Consider the following 13,523-nt stretch of genomic DNA (forward strand, 5'->3'; position numbering starts at 1 on the left):
AAAAATGTAAGAAAATAGGAATACGTAATGGATTTACGATTAGCGGAATATAAGGACTACGAGCGCATTGCGCATCTTCATGCGGATAGCTGGAAGCGTCATTACCGTGGCATTCTTAGTGATAACTATCTTGAGAAAGAAGCGATTGACGACAAACTACTGATTTGGCAAACCCGTTTGACCAACCCACCATTCAATCAGCACATTGTCTTGGCGGAGGAGGGAGGTTTGCTACTTGGCTTTGTTTGTGTGTTCGGCAACCATGATTTCGAGCGTGGAACCTTTATTGACGCATTGCATGTTGATGACAGTTACCGTGGTCGTGGGATTGGTAAGCAGCTATTACTTGCTGTCGCAGAATGGCAACAGCAGTACTTTAAAGACACAGGTCTTTATTTAGAAGTTGTGTCGCAAAACATTTCTGCGATTGAATTCTATCGCCACATTGGTGGTCAAGAGGATCAAGAGCGAACTTGGCGCGCACCTGATGGCAAAGAGGTGTTAGAAAAAGTATTCCGTTGGAAGAACGCCCAGTCATTAGTTAGTGGGATTGAGGAAAACGTGATTTACTCCTAACCTAGCGTTCTAAAACATTAGATAAGAGCAGTCTCAACACTGCTCTTTTTTGTTTATGCACCCTAACGTTATGTTTTAATGAAAGCTTTCTAGAAGTTAACCCCCATGGCTTTTAGTTCGAGCTCACATTGCTGAGCATTTTCAAACTGAATAGCAGCCATGCCAACTGCTCGGGCACCTTCAACATTGTAAGGCATGTCATCAAGAAATACTGTCTCTTCGGGGTTAAGCTGATACTTTGAAAGTAGAGTTTGGTAGATCTCCGCTTGTGGTTTTAGTAATTGAACTTCAGAAGAGATGATTGCTCCATCAAACAGTGGCCAAAACTCATAGGTAGTACGAAGATGTTCCACAATTTCGTTGATGTTGTCTGTGAGCGCATATACGCCATATCCGGCTCTTTTTACTCGTTTTAACAGCTCTATACTGCCGTAAAGTAATATTTGAGTGTGTTTTACATAATAAAAGAAGCGGTCCATTTCTTCCGTCGTTACTTGGTGTTCACGTTGATAACGCTGTTTTGCTTCCCTTTCGGAGATCGTCCCTTTATTTAAATCTTTCCAGATTTGTGATGAAAATAGCATCTGAGCCATTTTCTCTGATTCTACGGAACCACCAAATGTTAAGCGAACGATTTCTACTGGAGACCAGCGTACCAACACATTACCTACATCAAAAATGACATTTTTTATCTGGACAGAATTCATAACACACCCCAAGCCAATTGTTCTTCACCACGCTATATGCGGTGAGTGCTGTTTTTGAATCGTTGGAAAGTCGTGCCAAAGGCGCGACTTAAGTTTCTTACACAAAATGAGATTAACATCCAATTGGATACAGAGCGATTATCGCAAAATTGCACTAAACTATATGCAACTTTGTTTATTTGGTTGTAAATCAAGTGTAGCTGTCTTAAAAGATTGAAACTAAAGATAAGTATTGCGAGCTGTTTACGTCATTTCGCGCTGCTTATAAATGATGATTAATATATAATTAGTTAATAATAAAACGATAAAAGTGAATCAAAATCACACTATTGTGCGTCAGGCGGAGTAAGCAAAACAGATTATATGGACTCGATACGTAAGGTTTATCAATATGCAGAACCAAACCTAACTCTCGTTGGCTGGATGGGGTTTCTTGGCTTTCCGCTGTACTACTTTGTCTGGGAGTTTGCCTTTCCACAGGCTTATGAAAATTTACCTCTTAGATTGTTTTGCTCGTTATTGTTTTTCGGCATCATTTTTAGAAACCGCTTATCATCGACTTGGAGAGATTATGTTCCTATTTACTACCAAGTGACGATAACGCTGTGCTTACCGTTTTTCTTTTTTTATATGTTACTGATGAATGACTGGTCCAATGTATGGGTTATGTCGTTTATGTCTGCAATTTTCTTACACATTTTACTGGTTCATGTTACTAGGGTCATGTTTGCTCAAACCTTTGCTGGGATAGGTTTAGCAACATTCTTCGCTTGGGTTGCAAAAGGGTTCCATCTTGACTTGACCATGGATTGGACTCATGTGCCAATCTTTCTGTTTATTTATGTCTTCGGTAATTTGTTCTATTTTCGTAACCAAGTTGAACATGAAGCGAAAGTCTCGCTGGCAAAATCATTCGGGGCAGGGATCGCACATGAAATGCGTAACCCGTTGAGTGGGCTTTGCACTTCAATAGATGTTATCCAGTCGATCTTGCCCAACATGAAAGAGGCAGGAAAAGAGCAGTACGTCATGAGTGTAGAGGATGTCACCTTATTACGTGAAGTGAGTCAGGATGCAATGAACATTATCCAATCGGGTAATGAAACCATCGATTTATTGCTGACTTCGATTGATGAAAATCGAGTTTCTCGTTCTAGCTTCAAAAAATATTCAGTTCACTCGGTCGTTGAACAGGCAATTGAAAGCTTCAGTTATAAACGTGCCACTGATCGATTTGCCATATCGCTGGATGCGAGAAGTGAGTTTGAGTTTCTAGGTAGTGATACATTACTTAAGTACGTTATGTATAACCTCTTCAAGAATGCCTTCCATCACCGTAAATCTGAAGATTTTCACATACATGTATCCATGATAAGTTCAGAACGCTTTAATCAAATTGTTGTAACCGATAATGGTGCTGGCATTGCTCCTGATGTTCTACGCAATATCTTTCAAGACTTTTACACCACTGGCAAATCAGGAAGTTATGGTTTGGGTCTACCGTTTTGTAAAAAAGTCATGCGTTCATTTGGGGGGAACATTGAGTGTCAATCTCAGTTAGGGGAGTGGTCTCAATTTACGTTAACTTTCCCACTAACGACATCTGATACCGTTACTGAAATCAAAAACGATCTGACTAAACTCAAAACCATTCTAACGGTGACTAGCCAAGATATCTTGGTGTCTAAAGTAACAGATATTAGCCGTTTTATGGGCTTTGACTCGACGATTTTAGATGCCAACCAAGTACTCAAAAAGAAAGAGTACGAGTTCGAATTCGATCTGATTTTTATCGATCTTGAGAGCTTAGATCCAAGAGCAAACCAATTGGATAGATTAGAATCTCTCTTGTCTTTCACTGAAGCACGCATAGTTTATCTTTTTGAGCATCATCCGACTCAGAGAGCACGTAAGGCTGCATATGAACCTATTTGGATCGAAACGCAAGCCTGGTTATTGAATACTAAACCAACTATTGAGCGTCTCTTATATGATTCAAGCTATGTATCGACACCAACGGCCTCGGTGACGTTAGATAATTCAAATAAGCGCACAATTATGGTCGTGGATGATAATGAATCTTTGCGTAAATTCACGGCAATGTTACTTGAAAAGCAAGGCTTTGAAGTGATTCAGAAAGAAGACGGGCAGCAGGCTCTGGATACACTAGAGCAAGAAGATGTTGATCTCATTCTGATGGATATCGAAATGCCAATTATGGATGGTGTAGAAGCGTCTAGGCGAATTCGAAGCTCGGATAAAAACTATGCGTCGGTACCTATTATTGCGCATACAGGGGATAGTTCACCTGTCACGTTGGACAAAATTGGGTCTTCGGGTATGTCTGACTTCATCGTAAAACCGGCGGATAAAAATCGTTTGTTCGATAAAATCGCAAACTGGATCTAATCATTCGCGACTTGTTTTCTTGAGGCGAGTTGCTCACAACGAATAACACGAATAAAGAGCTCAGCAAAACTGTTGAGCTCTTTAGTTTTATCTACACACTAACTTACACAAACTCTAAGTCAGGGTGTGCAAATGCTTGTTGGCAGACAGTGAGTACATGATCAACTTCAGCAGCTGTCATGTCTGCATTGACTGAAAAACGGATGATGTTTTTGTTCCTTCCAGTTGCAGGGCGGCAAAACACTGCGCCGTAAACATTTCGCTCTTCGAGAAAGTCGCGGACTCGCTCAGTGTTTCTCTCGTTACCACATTCTAATGCGATAATTTGTGATTCACTGCGAATAGTAAATCCAATGCGTTTTAAACCAACGGCTAAAGACTTGGCTCTTTCAAACAGAATATCTCGCTTATCATCTGATTTTCTTATGACGTCCAGTGTTTTCTCTAGCCGAATGATCTCTTGCGGTAATACGGTAGAACTAAATATTGCAGGGTACGCCACAAATGGAAGCGTCTTCGCCAGTTTTTCTGGGCCTAAAATCGCGCCAGCACGATAAGCAAATGTCTTGGCAAGACTAACGGTAATAAAATCTACCTTATGAGTTAAGCCAAGACCCTGCAGTATCCCCGCACCTTGTGGACCGTGTGTACCTAAAGAGTGTGATTCATCTACAACCAGGCCGCAGTCAAACTCCTGTGCTATTTCGTAGATATCACGTAGAGGAGCGATGGTTCCGATAGTGCTGTAAACCGAATCCACAACAATGATCCCTGAACCGTGACGTGAAATCTGTTTTCTTAGGTGACTGGTGTTGTTATGCATGAACGGATGAATTTGTGCTCCGGCAATACGTGCGCCTTCCCACAAAGACATATGTGCAAAGAAATCAATGTACACAGGTATGTTCGGTGCACAAATAGTCTGCAATAAACCGACATTCGCAGCCCAACCAGATTGAGAAAGTAGACAACTAGGCATACCAACGAAACTGGCTAGTTGCGTTTCAAATACAGGTTTCGATTCATCGTCTTGTAAGAAAATCGCGGACATCACGACGTTGTCATCGTGCTGGGAAATCGCATCACGATGCGCGTTTTGAATCTCCTTATTATGAGACAGTGCAAGGTAATCATTGCTTTGCAGGACAACGGCATTACACGGTGGGCGTTTACCAAGAACAAGGTGTTTTTTGTTCTCATTCGGTTCGATTAGATCTTGAATATAAAAATCTAGGCGTTCCTCGATAAAGGAGGGAAGTGGTTTGCTTTGTATAGTTTCACTCATAATAAATCTCTTCTTCATATGGAAAAACGCCAGCGCTGACACTTATTCATATTGCGGATTTTGGGGAGAGTGTCACTAACCAGGTTGCATAAGTTTGCAGACCCTTGCAAACTCGACATTTGAGGGTTGGATGGTGGCTGTAACTCTATAGGGGCCCGGGGTCTAAACTAGTTTGTGCTTAAAGTTTATACGGCGATTTTGCGGTGTTTTTTCGTGCTTCATATCTGGGATTTTGGATGAGGAATATAAAGTTTGAAAAGTGAAAAAAATGGGCGCATTAGATAACAAAAAAGGCGCGAAAATCGCGCCTTGAAACATGAGTAGATAAGAGACAAGCTTATCGCTTATTACGTAAATAGCGCTTACGACGCTCTTCTTTACGCTTCGCTTTTTCTTCTTCTTTACGGGCGGTCTCAATCTCGACTTCAATCAGCTCTTGAGTGATCATTTCTGGGCGTTCTAATGTAATTTGGCCCAAAGTGCCTTGACGAAGTTCGTGCAATAAGATCTCTGATACTTTGTGCAAGTCAACACGTCCACCTGCACGTAGTGCACCGCGGCGACGACCAATTTCTTCCATGATCTCGATATCTGATTCTGGAAGCTCTTCAATTTGATAACGCTCTTTAAGCTTGTCTGCATAATGAGCTGCTAGGTATTCAATGGTATAGAATGCGACTTCGTCATATTCCATCGCTGTATCTTTTACCGCGCCGGTAGCCGCAAGGCGGAAGCCACTGTGTGGATTTTCCACTTTTGGCCATAAAATTCCTGGAGTATCAGATAATACGATGCCATTTTGCAGGTTGATACGTTGTTGACGACGTGTAACCGCGGGTTGGTTACCTGTTACAGCGATTGTTCGACCTGCGAGGGTGTTAATGATCGTCGACTTTCCAACGTTTGGGATGCCCATGATCATGGTGCGAATGTTTTTACCAATTTCTTCTCGGTGTGGGGCAAGTTTGCGGCAAAGCTCCATGATTCGATGCACTTCTTGTGGTTCAGAAGTCGTGATCGCCATTGCTTTTACATGTTGCTCTTGCTCCAAGTGCTCAATCCACAGTTGAGTTAATTCTGGATCGGCCAAATCACGTTTGTTCAAAACTTTAACGACAGGTTTGTCACCACGGATTTGAGAAATCAAAGGGTTTTCACTACTGAAAGGAATACGAGCATCCAGTACTTCGATGATCACATCCACTTGAGGGATTGCTTCTTCGATCTCTTTACGTGCTTTGTGCATGTGGCCAGGAAACCACTGGATTGAGTTATTAACCATTTGAATTTAATACCTTAATTTTTCTAATGCTCCAGCGGTTGTAAAAGTAGCAATGTGAGTCTTGAGTAATACAATACTAGAATGCATTTTCTAAAACTGTGTTTACTTCAAGCTGCTCGAAACCGCGGAGTTGAGCTTTCTTTCATGTTAATACGTCAGTTTATCATGGAATGATGATGAATCATTCAAGATGAAAGTAAAAAGCTATGGCGTGCAAACCTAAAAGCACACATCTCTTATATATACCGACTCGCAGTGAATATCCGTCTGGGTGAGAGACCGAACGCAAACGCTGTGTAGTCAAAGGTGGATTGTGTTGTCAGATTGTTCTGACGGATTTTGGTTTTTTGATTTTATATCAAAGCTTTATTTTTATTTCGCTATTGAGCGAAGTTTGACTTTTATCTGACAAAAACTAGTCTGAGCTTCCATTCAGAGGAAGCAGTCATGCTCAGTATTCTTAGAAGTATTACGGTATCGTCCGTCGCCTTAATTTTTTTAGCGAGTTCTTTTTGCTCAACTGCCAAACAGAGTCCTAAACCGAAGGTCATCGTTGGTGTTATTGCGCAAGACGAAGCTAAAGACTCGTTTGACGGTAGCGTTGGTCCTTCGTACGGAATTAGTCTTGAGTATTTGTCTAACATTACTAAAGCTTTGGATTATGAGTTAGAACTTCGGACTTACAAGCATATTCCGTCTTTACTTGCGGATGTCGAAAGCAAGAAGATTGATGGTGCGGTTGGATTTAGTAAAACAGCAGCAAGAGAAAAGCGTTTCTTGTTTTCGATGCCTTTCTTTTCGAGCACTATCGCTGTTTGGTATCGGAATGCCACTTACCGAGATAGTGATGCGCGTGATCTTAAATGGGTGTGTGTTGAGGGCAGTGTGTATTGTGACAACCTCACTGAACGTGGTATCGATAAGATACATTATGTTAAAACACGTTTAGAGGCGTTTAATGAAGTTAAGCGAGGTAAAGCGAACGCTCTGATTTACACTTATGTTGGTATTACCCAATATTTGGATTTGAATGACATTGTAAAAGGGGTTGTCGATATTCCCAGTTGGTTGAAAAACGAAGAGGTGAGTTTTATCGCTTCGTTGGACAAACAGAGTCTGATCGATGACATCAACAAAATCCTTCAGTGGGAGCAAAATGGAAAAAACATTCGCTCCGTCGCCTCGAAAAATCCTTACCATATCAGTGATAAGTTATTGGTAGATTACCGACGTAATCATCAAAACAAACTAGTGATAACTTACAGCAGCAGTGACGAAGCTTATCCGTTTCTCTACCGAGACTCGCAAACGGGCGAGTTAGATGGCTTCTTTCCAGATTTTGTCGACTTATTGCAGTCTCGTACTGGCTTGAGCTTTAAGTATGTGAAGCCGACGTCGAGCCTTTCAAATGGATTAACGGCATTTGATGCCGATATAGTCCCCATCTCTTATGTGGGTGAGCTACCTAAGTCAGATTGGTTGTTCACTAAACCATTCATGCACAGTAATTACGTGGCTATCCAAGCGGAGCAGAGCAAGCGCGATAAATCTGCACTGAAAGAAGCGGGTATTCTGCTCACTTTGAAAAAGCAAGGGTTAGTTCATTTGGGCACTTGGCAGCAAGGCCAAGTTGATCATTATGATGATTTGAAAAAGCTGCTTACCGATTTGAAATCGGGCGTTTTGGATGTGGCTTACATTCCTGACGACATCGTTCACAACATGATTGCACAAGATCAAGTCGATGGCTTGGTGATCAATGCGGAGGACGTTTTGACGTTCTCTAATGCATTTGCGGTTGCAAACCACAATACACAACTTCAACACATGTTGAACAGCATCATCGAAACCATTGATTCTAACGAGATCGAAAAACTGCTGCGTTCTCACCGAAGCTTCAAACTGACTTATGGCTATGACGCGGAGCAGATCGCTACATTTGTTGTTGCTGGTTCATTCATATTCTGTCTCATGTTAATTGCGGCGTATTTCATCTTATCTCACATGCGACTTAAAGTGAGGTTAGCCGAATTTAATGCTGACAATGAGGAAGCGGAAAAGCAATGGCTGATGGACATCATCAAAGAGATCAATAGCTTGGTTTTTATCCATAGTGAAAATAACCATATGGAGATGAGCAATTGTGCCAACTACAACAGTAAACAGTGCCAACAATGTAAGTTGAAAAGTGATTCTGCGCACGCTCCTCTGGTGAATAATTTTGATGAACTGACCACTGTTATCGCTGGAAAGCGTATTTCAGAAGAGGTTGCCTCGTCGGGCTGTGAACTTGATATTAAACATGTATATCGAGAACGCAAAGTCATCGCTTCTCCTAGCGGTAAGAACAAGTTTGTACTGACTGTTATTCAAGATATTACCCAGCAAAAAGAACGTGAGCAGGCGTTAATCGATGCGCAAAAAGAAGCGCAAACCGCGGTACGTGCGCGCGAAAACTTTTTGGCAACCATGAGTCACGAATTAAGAACGCCATTGTCGGCAGCACACGGCATCCTCGATTTGCTAAATCGCCAAGTGACGGCAGATTCAAATCGCGAGTTAATTGCCCAAGCCATACGCTCGCTCAATCATTTGAATACGCTAGTAGACGAAGTACTGGATTATTCAAAATTAGAGGCAGGGCACTTAACCGTCGCCCCAGTTAAGACCGACTTGCTTAAAACCTTGTGCGATGTGTTTCGAAGCTTTGAACCACGAGCGCTTGCGAAAGGTTTGGATTACAAAGTGACAATCAAACCATTTTCGAATGCTTTCATTGAAATCGACGCGCTGCGATTGGTGCAAATTACCACCAATCTACTCTCCAATGCGATGAAATTCACTGCCGAAGGAGAAGTTGGAATCAGTGTCATTCTTCATGAAAAGCAGCTTATTTTGAAAGTGGCGGATTCAGGTATCGGCATGACGGATGACCAACTCGAAGGCATTCTCAATCCTTTTGTTCAAGCGGATGACACTATTACGCGTAAATATGGCGGTACTGGATTGGGGCTGAGCATTGTTGACCGATTGATCGACTGCATGGGCGGCGTGCTCTGCATCGATTCACAATTTGGCTTGGGCACGACGATTACCGTCAAACTGCCAATTGAGCATTGCGACTCTGAGCCAGACGTTTGTTTGAACTGGACGTATAGCGAGAGCTTACCACTTAATATTCGCCAGTGGTGTGACGCGTGGAAAATGCGTCCAGCGACGTTAAAAACAATGGTGGCGAACCTTCACCCTATACACGACAGCGATGCCAGTTTTAATGGCCTAATGCTGCGTGACGAACAAAGGGTACTTGGCAGTCTTACGCTAAGAGAGCTTCAATATCCAGATACATTGTTCAATTTGCTCAGCCAAACGCAGCAAGAAACCAAGCTTAGTGACGCAAATCAAGAAGTGGTTTCTTGGGTTCTCGGCACGGTACTGGTCGCAGAAGATAATCCCATTAACCAAAGTGTGATAGCAATGCAGCTTCATGAACTTGGAATCGAACCTGTCATTGTGAATAACGGCCGCGAAGCATGGGAATACATCAACCAAGATGAAAACATTGTGTTGCTGCTGACCGATTTTCATATGCCAGAAATGGATGGCTATGAGCTTGTTAGGCACGTGAAAAACTCCGAATTTAAAGCAATTCCAATCATCGGTGTGACAGCAGAAGATGCTCGTCTTGCCATTGAACGTACACAGGATATCGACATTGATGATGTGCTCTACAAGCCCTATGACCTTAATCAATTAAAAACCGTTTTGATTCCATTTATTGGCGAAAAAGAGAGGGGTAGGCTGCCCGGCTGGATTAAACGGTTCAAAGCACAGGACGCAAAAGAGATTGCGCGCGTGTTTAGTCAATCAATGTCTACAGATATAAAAAACTTAAACGCCGCATCGACTGAGCGAGACAAAAAACGGGTCATTCATGGCATCAAAGGAGCGGTTGGGGCGATAGGGGTAAGCATGCTGACTGAGCTTTGCATTGAGGCAGAACGAGTTACTGCTGCGGAGTTTGACAGGCGAACAGCGGAGCTAATTTTACGAATCGAGCAGGAGATCGAAAACATAAACTATTGGGTAGAGACAAATGAATACACAATTTAATGTGATGGTGATTGATGACCATCCGCTACAAACCACAATACTTACGCAAATATTGGATCGCTATTGCGCGCAAGTCATCCCTTTTAACTGTGTGGATGCCGCTATTCAGAGTGTGCAGGAACAATATTTTGACGTGATTTTTTGTGATATCCAAATGCCCGGAAAAGACGGCATCGATATGATGGAAATGCTCGATAAAGTCCAGTACCAGGGGCAAGTTGTACTGGTCAGTGCAATGGAATTGACCATTATTTCTGCGGTAAGAGCCATGTGCGAGGGATTTAGTTTTGAAGTATTAGGGAAGCTGCCTAAGCCATACGATGAAAATGAAGTCGTTGATTTGTTGGGTAAAATAAAAGATGAAAAAGCGAAACAAGTCAGCTTTGCGCAACCTATTGAAGTGGAAGATCAAGAATTCCTGTTTGCTCTGGCTGAAGGGCGCGTGAAAAATTATTACCAGCCTTTAGTCGATGTGCAAAGTGGGGAAGTGCTTGGGTATGAAGCGCTCGCGCGTTGGAATCATCCTATTTATGGTGTGTTACCCCCTCATTATTTTTTGCCAATTGTAGAGCGTTGCCGCCTTTCTGGAGAGTTGTTTCAAGCTGTATTGAGTAATGTTATCTATGACATGAAACACCGCGGATTGACGCAAAACGTATCCATCAATGTAGACCATGAAAATTTAGAAGATACGGCGTTCTCTCATTACTTTTTACAGCAATGTTTAGAGAGCGAGATTGACCCATCACAAATCACCATTGAAATTACAGAGCGAGATACATTTCAGACTAGCGCGTCCCTGTACAAGAATTTACTCAAGTTGAGGATGAACGGTGTCACTGTCTCAATAGATGATTTTGGCACGGGGTCATCGACGTTTGAAAAACTGGCTCAACTGCCATTCAACGAGTTAAAAATCGATCGTTCGTTTGTACAAGGTGTCGAATGCGATATCAAAAAACGCAACATCGTTGTTGCTATTTGCGCGTTAGCGAAAAGTTTGAATATACGACTGGTCGCGGAAGGTATTGAAGACGAAGTCACACTGCAAGCGATACGTGAGTATGGCATTGATCTTTGCCAAGGCTTCTACATTGATAAACCCATGCCACTAGAAGCCATAACCATACTAAATGAAAGATATGAATAAATTGAATTACTTGATCTTTGACGATCATCCTCTCGTTTGTGTTGCAATCAAGTCGTTGCTGGAAGAGTTAGGTAAAACAAATGGGGTATTTACTGCAACATCAGCGAAGATGGCATTACAAATATTGAAAAAGGAAGAAATTCAACTGTTGATCTTAGATGTGAACTTGGCAGATTGCGATGGGTTTGATTTCTACAAACGTATCAAATCCCATGGTTATGAAGGCAAAGTCATTTTCTTCTCCGCTGAAACTAGCCAAATGTACAGCCAAATGGCTTTTCGTTCTGGCGCTGATGGCTATGTGTGTAAATCGGAAAATCACGACATTCTTAAAGACGCGATAGAAGCGGTAGAGAAGGGGTATACCTTCTTCAAATTTAAGCAAGTTGTTAATAGCGTTCGAGAAATGCCACAACTTTCAAGCAGAGAAAGCGCAGTAATGAAGTATTTATTACAAGGAAAGTCCAATCGAGAAATCGCTTCAGTGCTATCAATAAGTGACAAAACAGTCAGCACATACAAACGTCGTCTATTGGATAAATTTAACGTAAAGAACATTGTTGAGCTAACAAGAGTGGCGGGGGCGTAAGACCGCATCATGACACTTAAAAGTATCGCGTTGTCTCTTTTCATCGCAACATTACTATTCGTCACTTCTGTCACAATGATTGGTGCGGTGTTAATTTCTTATGAAGTAAAGCAGTTCAACACTTACGCGAATAATTTAGCCAAAATAAAACAAAAAGTAATTCTCATGGGGCTATTGACGGAAGCGCAGCTCGAGCAATACAAAGGCATGAGCGTGAGTGAAGTAGAAGCGCAAACAGAGCTGAGCTTTCAAGATGCGATTTACTCCCTGTCACGTTATGAAAAACTTAATTACGTTGAAGCTGTTGCACGGAAATCGCTTCATCAGGCTGAAGCGTATTTATCAAATGCGTTCAATCGACAAAATGCCGTTATGTATTTTCGTTCTTATACTGGAAACAAACTCATCTTAGAGAGACCGATTGAAGCGCTAGAGGGAGTGAAAGCCACGTTTGATGTTGATTGGTGTAAAAGTAACTATTCTTGTGTGTTAGCCGCGTGGAAAGAGCAACTAACGGACCGGGTATTGTTTTCCCTACCATTTAAAACGACATACTCCGATGACATGGCGATAAGCATCATGAGTCCGGTTTACTTTCAAGGTGAGTTAGTGGGAGAGTTCTCGGAACAATTATACCTCTCGCCGCTTTATAATGATGGGAAAGCGGTGGATGTTCAAATAGCGAATGGGAACAAACAAATGGTGATTTATTTCGCTGGCTACCCCTTTCCATCATTCGCGTACACCCAATCATATGTCGCAGACAACAACAATCTTATCGTTTACATGTACCCATTCAGTAAAATTGTATTGGATTACGTGTTCTTGTTTATCATCTTCTTTTTCGTAACCTTAGCGTATTACAACAAAGCTTATGAATCTAAAGAGAGCAAACTTCGCCTCGCGAAAGCACTGACGAACGTGACGAAAGATGATTTAACGGGATTGTTTAACCGCAGAGTTTTTCAAGATAGCGAGTTCAAACGTCGTTTGGAAACCGCGCCATATTCCGTCATTGCAATAGATGGCGATAGGATCAAGCGAATCAATGACCATTACGGTCACCATGTAGGGGACGAAGTTATTGGAATTATTGCTGATGCTATGTCTAAAGTGTTTCGAAATAGTGATTATCTAGTTCGAACTGGTGGTGATGAGTTTGTTGCGATTCTGCCGGGTTGCAGTATCAGTCAATCTTCAATATTGGCGAAGAAGCTTCGTAGTGTCGTTAAAGATAATCGACTAAAGACCTTGGATATCGAAGTTAGTGTGAGTACTGGTATCGCGGCGAATGAATTACACGAAACGCTTCAGGACGTTATTGTACGTGCAGATGAAGATCTCTATGAGATGAAAAAACACAGACAAAAGTCCCATTAAGCAGCGCTAGTATTGACTCAATGTTAAGCTAC

At 42.0% G+C, this 13,523-nt stretch carries 9 protein-coding genes; 6 read left to right on the forward strand and 3 right to left on the reverse strand.

Translation table 11 applies throughout. The annotated features are described in order from the left end of the window. Nucleotides 1–27: 27 nt before the first annotated feature. A complete protein-coding gene (locus R8N47_RS01390) occupies nucleotides 28–576 on the forward strand; it encodes a GNAT family N-acetyltransferase (RefSeq protein WP_005376525.1) in 549 nt (182 codons plus the stop codon). An 89-nt stretch (nucleotides 577–665) separates the two neighbouring features. Here the strand turns inward: R8N47_RS01390 and R8N47_RS01395 are convergent, their stop codons facing one another. After that, nucleotides 666–1,283: an HAD family hydrolase gene (locus tag R8N47_RS01395; RefSeq protein WP_017635351.1), complete on the reverse strand. Its 618-nt coding sequence runs from the start codon at nucleotides 1,281–1,283 to the stop codon at nucleotides 666–668. 363 nt (nucleotides 1,284–1,646) lie between these two features. On the opposite strand from R8N47_RS01395, the gene R8N47_RS01400 reads away from it, so the two are divergent. Next, entirely contained in the window at nucleotides 1,647–3,692 is a 2,046-nt protein-coding gene (locus tag R8N47_RS01400) for a response regulator (protein WP_033906489.1), read from the forward strand. A 103-nt stretch (nucleotides 3,693–3,795) separates the two neighbouring features. On the opposite strand, the gene cqsA is transcribed toward R8N47_RS01400, so the two are convergent. After that, nucleotides 3,796–4,977: an alpha-hydroxyketone-type quorum-sensing autoinducer synthase gene (gene cqsA, locus R8N47_RS01405; protein ID WP_017635350.1), complete on the reverse strand. Its 1,182-nt coding sequence runs from the start codon at nucleotides 4,975–4,977 to the stop codon at nucleotides 3,796–3,798. 337 nt (nucleotides 4,978–5,314) lie between these two features. Next, nucleotides 5,315–6,259 carry a ribosome biogenesis GTPase YlqF gene (gene ylqF / locus R8N47_RS01410; protein WP_005376521.1) on the reverse strand — a complete coding sequence of 315 codons (945 nt, stop codon included), beginning with the start codon at nucleotides 6,257–6,259 and terminating at the stop codon, nucleotides 5,315–5,317. 447 nt (nucleotides 6,260–6,706) lie between these two features. On the opposite strand from ylqF, the gene R8N47_RS01415 reads away from it, so the two are divergent. Genes R8N47_RS01415 through R8N47_RS01430 form a run of 4 tightly spaced genes read left to right on the forward strand, consistent with a single transcriptional unit; the run spans nucleotide 6,707 to nucleotide 13,491 of the window. Next, on the forward strand, nucleotides 6,707–10,372 hold the full coding sequence (locus tag R8N47_RS01415; RefSeq protein ID WP_053307628.1) for an ATP-binding protein: 3,666 nt from the start codon (nucleotides 6,707–6,709) through the stop codon (nucleotides 10,370–10,372). Next, a complete protein-coding gene (locus tag R8N47_RS01420) occupies nucleotides 10,356–11,522 on the forward strand; it encodes an EAL domain-containing protein (RefSeq protein WP_064354730.1) in 1,167 nt (388 codons plus the stop codon). The genes R8N47_RS01415 and R8N47_RS01420 overlap by 17 nt, the downstream gene beginning before the upstream one ends. Further along, the gene (locus R8N47_RS01425; RefSeq protein ID WP_017635347.1) at nucleotides 11,515–12,111 is read left to right on the forward strand and encodes a response regulator transcription factor; all 597 of its coding nucleotides are present in this window, start codon (nucleotides 11,515–11,517) and stop codon (nucleotides 12,109–12,111) included. The genes R8N47_RS01420 and R8N47_RS01425 overlap by 8 nt, the downstream gene beginning before the upstream one ends. Before the next feature lie 9 nt (nucleotides 12,112–12,120). Further along, on the forward strand, nucleotides 12,121–13,491 hold the full coding sequence (locus tag R8N47_RS01430) for a GGDEF domain-containing protein (protein WP_017635346.1): 1,371 nt from the start codon (nucleotides 12,121–12,123) through the stop codon (nucleotides 13,489–13,491). The last annotated feature ends 32 nt before the right edge of the window (nucleotides 13,492–13,523 follow it).

Source organism: Vibrio sp. 2132-1 (genome assembly GCF_033344315.1).

What these genes read in the sequence shown, in the direction of transcription:
- R8N47_RS01390 (WP_005376525.1), top strand. Translation starts at nt 28, where the DNA reads ATGGATTTACGATTAGCGGAATATAAGGACTACGAGCGCATTGCGCAT.
- R8N47_RS01395 (WP_017635351.1), bottom strand. Translation starts at nt 1,283, where the DNA reads ATGAATTCTGTCCAGATAAAAAATGTCATTTTTGATGTAGGTAATGTG.
- R8N47_RS01400 (WP_033906489.1), top strand. Translation starts at nt 1,647, where the DNA reads ATGGACTCGATACGTAAGGTTTATCAATATGCAGAACCAAACCTAACT.
- cqsA (WP_017635350.1), bottom strand. Translation starts at nt 4,977, where the DNA reads ATGAGTGAAACTATACAAAGCAAACCACTTCCCTCCTTTATCGAGGAA.
- ylqF (WP_005376521.1), bottom strand. Translation starts at nt 6,259, where the DNA reads ATGGTTAATAACTCAATCCAGTGGTTTCCTGGCCACATGCACAAAGCA.
- R8N47_RS01415 (WP_053307628.1), top strand. Translation starts at nt 6,707, where the DNA reads ATGCTCAGTATTCTTAGAAGTATTACGGTATCGTCCGTCGCCTTAATT.
- R8N47_RS01420 (WP_064354730.1), top strand. Translation starts at nt 10,356, where the DNA reads ATGAATACACAATTTAATGTGATGGTGATTGATGACCATCCGCTACAA.
- R8N47_RS01425 (WP_017635347.1), top strand. Translation starts at nt 11,515, where the DNA reads ATGAATAAATTGAATTACTTGATCTTTGACGATCATCCTCTCGTTTGT.
- R8N47_RS01430 (WP_017635346.1), top strand. Translation starts at nt 12,121, where the DNA reads ATGACACTTAAAAGTATCGCGTTGTCTCTTTTCATCGCAACATTACTA.